The sequence below is a fragment of the Pseudoalteromonas sp. APC 3224 genome (assembly GCF_030407535.1).
GTDB lineage: Bacteria > Pseudomonadota > Gammaproteobacteria > Enterobacterales > Alteromonadaceae > Pseudoalteromonas.
In genome coordinates, this window is the sequence record NZ_JASDDF010000020.1 from 82,287 (window position 1) to 90,011 (window position 7,725).

5 protein-coding genes are annotated in these 7,725 nt (G+C 39.6%); 3 read left to right on the forward strand and 2 right to left on the reverse strand.

Annotated features, from left to right (window positions below; genetic code table 11):
* Positions 1-418: 418 nt before the first annotated feature.
* Both QL989_RS10780 and QL989_RS10785 read right to left on the reverse strand, forming a co-directional pair.
* Positions 419-2,020, reverse strand: coding sequence for an ABC-F family ATPase (locus QL989_RS10780; RefSeq protein ID WP_010389550.1), 1,602 nt, complete (start codon positions 2,018-2,020; stop codon positions 419-421).
* A gap of 143 nt (positions 2,021-2,163) precedes the next feature.
* Entirely contained in the window at positions 2,164-2,898 is a 735-nt protein-coding gene (locus QL989_RS10785; RefSeq protein ID WP_290170436.1) for a transporter substrate-binding domain-containing protein, read from the reverse strand.
* Between the two features lie 427 nt (positions 2,899-3,325).
* On the opposite strand from QL989_RS10785, the gene QL989_RS10790 reads away from it, so the two are divergent.
* The 3 genes from QL989_RS10790 (at position 3,326) to QL989_RS10800 (ending at position 7,674) form a co-directional block, all read left to right on the forward strand.
* Positions 3,326-3,925, forward strand: coding sequence for a class I SAM-dependent methyltransferase (locus QL989_RS10790; protein ID WP_290170438.1), 600 nt, complete (start codon positions 3,326-3,328; stop codon positions 3,923-3,925).
* A complete protein-coding gene (locus tag QL989_RS10795; protein ID WP_290170441.1) occupies positions 3,922-5,508 on the forward strand; it encodes a S24 family peptidase in 1,587 nt (528 codons plus the stop codon). Before QL989_RS10790 ends, QL989_RS10795 begins: the two co-directional genes overlap by 4 nt.
* A gap of 669 nt (positions 5,509-6,177) precedes the next feature.
* Positions 6,178-7,674, forward strand: coding sequence for a hypothetical protein (locus QL989_RS10800; protein WP_290170444.1), 1,497 nt, complete (start codon positions 6,178-6,180; stop codon positions 7,672-7,674).
* The last annotated feature ends 51 nt before the right edge of the window (positions 7,675-7,725 follow it).

Genomic DNA, 7,725 nt, shown 5'->3' on the forward strand with positions numbered 1-7,725 from the left:
GCGAGGCGCGAGTTAGTGCTAAAATCTGAAACCTTTATCCTTTAACCTACTCTTTCAGCGCAGCGCCTCATAGCCCTCTTTGTGCATAATTCACTAAAAGCTATTTGAACACAGAGAAGCGAATGAGAGTAAATGAGAAGACAACGGGCTTCGAGCTGCGAGGCGCGGGTAAAATGCAGCGCCTCATAACCTCTGTGGTGAATAAATCACTTAAAAATTATTTGCACAAACAGCAAAGAATGAGTGCAAATGAGCAAAAAACACAGCCTTTCTTTACTCTTTTATAAATAAACTACCAAGCACAATTCTGCCGAACCCCGAACCCCAGACACAAAAAAACGGCGCTTAAACAAGCACCGCTTTTAAAATGGTTTAGGCTATTTCTTTAACCTTTAACCTTTAACCTTTAACCTAGCTCTTAAGCTACTTTATTTTCTTCGCAGCTTGCTAGGTATTCGTCAAACGTACCTTGGAAGTCAATCACTTGCTTGTCTTTAATATCAACAATACGCGTTGCTAGTGACGATACAAACTCACGGTCATGGCTTACAAAAATAAGTGTGCCTTTAAAGTCTTTTAGGGCATTGTTAAGCGCTTCAATGGCTTCCATATCCATGTGGTTTGTTGGTTCATCCATTATTAGTACGTTAACGTCTTGCATCATTAACTTACCGAATAACAAACGGTTTTTCTCACCACCTGAACAGTTACGCGCTTTCTTATTTGAATCGTCTGCGGTAAATAATAAACGCCCTAACATGCCTCGAACCATTAAATCGTTGTGTTTAGCAGTGCGCCACTGCGACATCCAATCAAATAAAGTTAAGTCGTTATCAAAGTCTTTGCTGCTGTCTTGTGGGCAGTAACCAAAGGTCGCGTTTTCTGACCATTTAACTTCACCGTGTAAACTTTCAAGCTCGTTAACTAAACAACGTAAAAAGGTGGTTTTACCCACACCGTTTTCGCCGATAACCGCAAGCTTTGCACCCGCTTCAAGCAATAAGTCGCCGCCGGTAAATAATGTTTCACCGTCAAACCCATGGCCAAGTTTGGTTAGCTCAAGCGCTTGGCGATACATTTTTTTGCCTTCGTCAAAGCTCAGTGACGGGCTCATACGGCTTGATGCTTTAACTTCATCAAGCTTAATTTTGTCCATTTTTTTAGCGCGCGAGCTGGCTTGTTTTGCTTTAGAGGCATTAGCACCAAAACGGTTAACAAAGTCTTGCAGCTCGTCTATTTCAGCGCTTTTTTTCGCGTTTTCAGCTAATAACTGTTCGCGTTGTAAGCCTGAGGCTTCAAGGTACTTTTCGTAGTTACCTGGGTAAATACGCAGCTCGCCGTAATCAATATCGGCCATGTGCGTACATACCGAGTTTAAAAAGTGACGGTCATGGGAAATAATAATCATGGTACATTTACGTTGGTTAAGCTCATTCGCAAGCCACGTAATAGTATGAATGTCCAAGTTATTGGTTGGCTCATCTAGTAGCAAAATGTCAGGATTAGCAAATAGTGCCTGTGCTAACAGCACACGCAATTTCCAACCAGGGGCTACGTTCGCCATTAAACCATAATGAAATTCTTTATCGATACCTGCATCAAGTAGTATTTCTTCTGCGCGGCTTTCTGCGGTGTAACCGTCCATTTCAGCAAAAACGCTTTCAAGCTCGGCCACTTTCATGCCGTCTTCTTCGCTCATTTCAGGCAACGAGTAGATACGGTCGCGCTCTTGTTTTACTTTCCAAAGCTCAACGTCGCCCATAATTACCGCGTCAACTACGCTGTATTGTTCAAACGCAAACTGATCTTGGCTTAGGTTACCTAATTTTAGCCCTGGCGTAATAGACACATTACCTGCACTAGGCGTAAGCGCACCGCTTAAAATTTTCATAAATGTCGACTTGCCGCAGCCGTTAGCGCCAATTAAACCGTAACGGTTACCGTTACCAAATTTAGCTGAAATGTTTTCAAACAACGGCTCTGCGCCAAACTGCATCGTAATATTTGCGGTGGAGATCAAAAAAAGTAATCCTAGAAAATTAATGGCAGGGTTAAGCTGCAGCAAGGTGCCGCATAAATAAACAAGCGATAGAGTAAATAATAGGCCGCGAATTATACAGATCCACGCCCAAAGATGAAAGGTAAAAGAATAAAGCTTAAAAGCTATAACCGCTGATAAATAGCGTGTATGTTGCTTTTATTTTGCTTAATTAACTCATTTATAGTTTGTAACTCGACTTGGTTAATGGTTTTTTTACTCAACATTAAATGAATCGAACTCTTATTAATGTCCGCCATATTAGGAACAGGCTCAACGCTTGGATGTTGGTTTATAAAATATTGTGCAGCTACTTCGTCTTCTATTGCATAATCAACCCTGTTTTTATTGAGCATTGCAAAGCGTTTATCGGCTGTGGGCATCATAATAACGTGAGCGGGGTGGTCTTGTTTAAATTGCGCAAATGCAGCGCCATAATAACCACCACGGCCAATAGCGAGCGTTAAATCTCTATAAAAAATATCGTTTAGGTTCGTTATATCGGGCGAGTCGCTGTATTTGTATACACGCATTATTTCATCGCGATAAGTATCGCTAAAATAGGCATAACTTTGTCTATCAGGGGTTATGCTGGCTGCAAAAACAATATCAATACGGCCTTCTTTTAACTCTTCAAAAGCACGAGCAGAAGTAGGCAGCAACATAAACTTTAAACAAAAAGGTGAGCCGTTAAAAATCGTATTTACCACATCAATTTCAACGCCGGTTAAATTGTTATTAACTGCCACCACATAAGGCGGCCAGTTGCGTTCATTAGTACCCACTTTAAGTGTTTTGGCACAGGCAAATACCTTAAAACTACCAATTATTAGTAATACAACAAAAGCGAGTCTTAGCATTTTATTACTCTAAAGAATGACTACAACTAAGTATACACTAGCTGGCAGATTTATCCCGCTTGTAATAAATAAAGAGCGCGCAGTGCAGGTAGCCCAGTAAAAACAAATGCGGGGACTTAAGGGGTCGACACTAACTTAACGCTTGATAGCTTATAACGGCTTGAATAAGCGTTTATTCAAGCCGTTAGATTGCAGGGTAAATAACAACCATGTTTCATATAACTTTAATATTTTCAAAGATGTAGAGTTAATAGGTAAAAGTGTAAATAACATTGGTTTATAGCAGTTAAACAGTGCTTTTTTGTAATAAAAACATACTACTTAGGGCGTATATATTGCCGTAGCTCTATATTTTTAAATGTTGATACTGTAGATTAGTTATAAATGAATGCCAGATTAATAAATAAACCAAGGAGCGGTGAATTTAGTGCCTACTAAAACACTCAATTACTATAATCAACATGCACAAACTTTTAGCGACTCAACGCTTAATGTTGATATGTCGGCGCTTTACGCTGAGTTTTTACCGCTTATCACTAAACACGGCCATATTTTAGATGCTGGGTGTGGCAGTGCCCGCGATGCTATGTATTTTAAACAGCAAGGTTTTACTGTTAGCGCGTTTGATGCAAGCGAAAATATTGCAAAGTTAGCCAGTAATCACTTACAACAAAATGTAGAGGTAAAAGCCTTTCAGCAGCTTAATTGTACAAATATGTACGACGGCATTTGGTGCTGCGCCAGTTTATTGCATGTGCCAAAAGTAGAGTTACCACCGGTGTTTTTAAAGCTGCAAAATGCCCTAAAACCAAACGGTGTTTTGTATGTGTCGTTTAAATACGGCACGCAAGAACGCGTGCATAACGGCCGTGAATTTACCGATTTAAATGAAGATGGCCTAACCGCGCTAATTACCCACCACACCGAGCTTAAAATACTAAAACAATGGCAAACGGTTGACCAACGCCCAGAGCGCGAGAGTGAAGTATGGCTCAATGCCCTAATTAAAGCAGTGCCGGTTTTATGATTGGCGCAATGCAGCAGCAACTCGACTTTATCGCCTATATTCAGCGCATGCTGGTTGAGGGCGAATTCACCGCAACTTATAAATATGCACTATTACATGCAATTGCTGATATTTGCGTAGAGCATCAAAATGAAGACCAGAGTGCGCCAATGGAAATAAAAATCGACACGTTAGTCGATAAATTTATTCAACTTTATTGGAACCACTCAATGCCTTACGCTGCGTCTAACGATATTGTTACTAATACTGAAGACATGCTGTTAAAGCAAAATAGCCCTAGCCAAGCAAAGTTCATCACCGAAATATTTAAGCTACAAAATTCGGGTGTTAAAAGCTATAACGCGTTTAAAAATTGTCAGCAATATAGCAACGTAATTCGATCTTTAAGAGAAACATTCACTAAGGGCCCTCTTTGGCGGTTACAGCTACTTTCGGGTAAAGCAGAGTGTTTTTTATACCCCCATATACTTTTAGGTAAAAGCAGAGAGCCCAAGCGAATTGTTTTAAATGCTGGTATAGCTCAGTGTTTTAGGCGTTTTTACGATTTAGTTGTGCATCTTAGTGTTACTGAATGGATAGAAAAAGTACAAACTATAAAAGCGAACCAAACACTATTAGGATCGCAAAGCCAGCTTCAAGAGTTCTTGTTTGGCAGTAATAGAGCTGCGTTAAAGGTGGTCACTCCACTATTGATAGATATTCAAAACGGGCTTTGCTTTTACTGCCAAAAGCCAATGAATTTAAAAAACGAAAAAGAACCCAAAAAAACACCACAGATCGACCACTTTATTCCTTTTAAGCGCTACCCAAACGACTTGGCACATAACTTTGTTGCTGCGCATGCTGATTGTAATAATAATAAGCGAGACCACCTCGCAGCTTTTGTTCACCGCGACCGCTGGCTAGAACAAAACCTTGATATTCATAAAGCCGAAATAACGAATAAACTGCAACCTTACTTTTATTGCGATGCAGATAAATCGCTTGCAGTAAGCAATTGGGCGTATCAGGTTGCCGAATCAAGCAGTGCTAAATTATGGCTTGGCAAAAACAGTTTCGAACAAGCAAAACCAACTGCTGAGTTGTTTACGTTCCCAAATGCATCACAACCTGAGTTAAATCAAGTTGCTAAGCCCGAAGTTAGTTTAAAATCAACTGATAACGCATTAAAGCTGCCGTATTTCCCCAACATTAAAATTGCCTGTGGGCATTTTAAAACAGGGGATGAAAACGATATGGAATTGATGGATGCACCACTTGGCGCGGGCAAGCTCGACCCGCAAGTGCATTTTTTAGCGCACGCATCGGGTAACTCAATGAATGGCGGTAAACACCCAATACTTGATGGTGATTTACTACTACTTGAGCTTATAACACCCGATAAAGCAGGATCGCTACGCGGCCAAATAGTGGCGATAGAGCGAGATGATATAGGCGGGGAAGGGCAGTATTTACTGCGCAAAGTTAATAAGTTATCTAACGGGCAATACGAGCTAATTGCTCAAAACCCTGATTACGAAATAATGATTGCAGATGAAAGCATGCGAACGTTCGCACGGTTTAAGCAAGTGGTTGCAGAATAGTTTGTCGTCGCGCTTTAACTTGTAGGCGCGGAGCTTGCTCGCGCGAAAAGCGCAGGTTTTTCTTGATGAAGTTTGCGGCGTTTAAAAGTGATGATTTGGTATTTTGATTCAGGGATTAGTAACCTCTATTCGAGGTTTTATCGCGTTGGCGATGACAACCAAAGGGCGGCTGCCGCCGACCGCCCTTTGGAATCCCACGGCGCACCCGAGGATCACACTTGTTCCTCAAGTTAAAAATTGATGTGAACATAAACGCCGTGTATTCGCCATCCATGGCGAAGTCACGGCTTAACTTGCATCCATGCAAGTGATTACTCATCAATTTATAACTTTCGGGTGTGATCACGGGGGAATTGGAGTGTGTTGGTAGATTGGTGTTTATGAATGAGGGCGGGAGTTTACCTCGCGCTTTTGGCTTGTATACGTAGCTTGCTCGCGCGAAAAGCGAAGCTTTTAAATTTGTAGGCTTTAGCCATGACAAATTCATTAAAAGAATCGAAGAGCTGGTTACTGCAATTTAACTGTTTCATTATTTTGTATTTTATACAAGCAAAAATTGACGCTATTAAAAGTTAAAATCAAGCACTTTTATGCATTATAAAGTAAGTAAATTATCGGGAATATGCAGTAAAGCGTATTAAGAATTTCAATAATAAAAAGGAAAATGAGATGCCAAATGTAAATTTGGATGCGTTGATCTCAAGAGAAGATTTTGAAGTCATCGAAACCAACTCCAGAGCCTCATCATTTAATCAAAATGTTAGTGTAAAAGATTTAGAAAAAGGTGAGTTTTTCTATGCTGGCCTAAGAAAGCCAGATTTTCAAAGGGAAACTTCTGACTGGACGGATGATCAACTTTGCGAATTCATTCAAAGCTTTATTGATGGTGATTTAATACCAGCTGTTATATTGTGGAATTCAGGTCCTTACAACTTCGTTATTGATGGAGCCCATAGGCTTGGGGCATTGATAGCGTGGATAAACGATGACTATGGGGATGGTGCTATCTCAAAGCAATTTTTCAATGATGAGATTGATGAAGAGCAGCGTGATATTGCAAATAAAACCCGAGAAAAAATTAAAAATACAGTTAAATCTTATAGTGAATATAAAAAAGCTACGGCTGATAGCAAGAATACTGAACGTGAAATATTGGAAAAAGCTCTTAGCCTAGGCCGTACTTCTATTCAATTGCAGTGGGTAAGCGGTGGAGCAGAAAAAGCCGAACAGTCGTTTTTTAAAATAAACCAAAAAGCATCTAAGATAAATGATACGGAGATCGAACTTCTTCAATCAAGAAGAAAAGCATTTGCTATAGCCTCTCGAGCTATAATGAGAGCTGGCGCAGGGCATCAATATTGGTCAAAATTTGAGTCTTCGTTAATGAAAGAGATTGAAGACATTGCCAAGGAAATAAATGGGTTAATTTTTCAACCTAAGATATCTGGTGCTATTAGGACATTAGACTTACCCTTAGTTAAAAAATATAACTCCCCTCAAACTAATAGTTTTATTTTTGATTTGGTAAAAAAATGTAACGGAGTTCCTAATAACACAAAGAAAATAGATGATGATCCTGATGGCAAGTTGACAGTTACGTATCTGAAAAACACCAGGAAGTTCCTAAGAAGAATAAACTCTTCTCATCCATCATCACTAGGCTTACATCCTCTAGTTTATTTCTATAACAAACGTGGTAATCATATTTATTCAGCAATCTTAGCTTGGGTGGATATTGTTAAGGAGATAGAGAAGTCACCTCAATCATTAAAGTCCTTTTGTTTCATTCGTAATGACTTAGAAAAGCTCTTAATTAAGTATAAACACTTTATCTCAGGGGTTAATGCAAAATATGGTAGTGGTACAAAGAGTTACAAGCATATAATTAAAGTAACAATGTTGATAATCAACTTGTTGCAAAAGCAGGAATCGGAAAATACCATTGTTAGTATGATATTGGATGAGTATAAATTTCTAACTAAAGATGATGACATAAATGTCAAGTCGTTGAGGTTCTCAACGGATATTAAATCCCAGATTTACATCCAAGAAGCTTTGCCTAAAAGTAGCACATGCTCATATTGTAATGGTTTTATTCATCAAAACTCTATCTCATTCGATCATATTGTGAGAAAACAAGGTAAGCGTCCGGCAATCCACACCTAGCTTTTGATATTCCAAGGCAGTAAATCATCGATTTGGCAACCCGGTTTGCAG

Coding starts and splice junctions, on each gene's coding strand:
- QL989_RS10800 (WP_290170444.1), top strand. CDS start 6,178: ATGCCAAATGTAAATTTGGATGCGTTGATCTCAAGAGAAGATTTTGAA.
- QL989_RS10785 (WP_290170436.1), bottom strand. CDS start 2,898: ATGCTAAGACTCGCTTTTGTTGTATTACTAATAATTGGTAGTTTTAAG.
- QL989_RS10795 (WP_290170441.1), top strand. CDS start 3,922: ATGATTGGCGCAATGCAGCAGCAACTCGACTTTATCGCCTATATTCAG.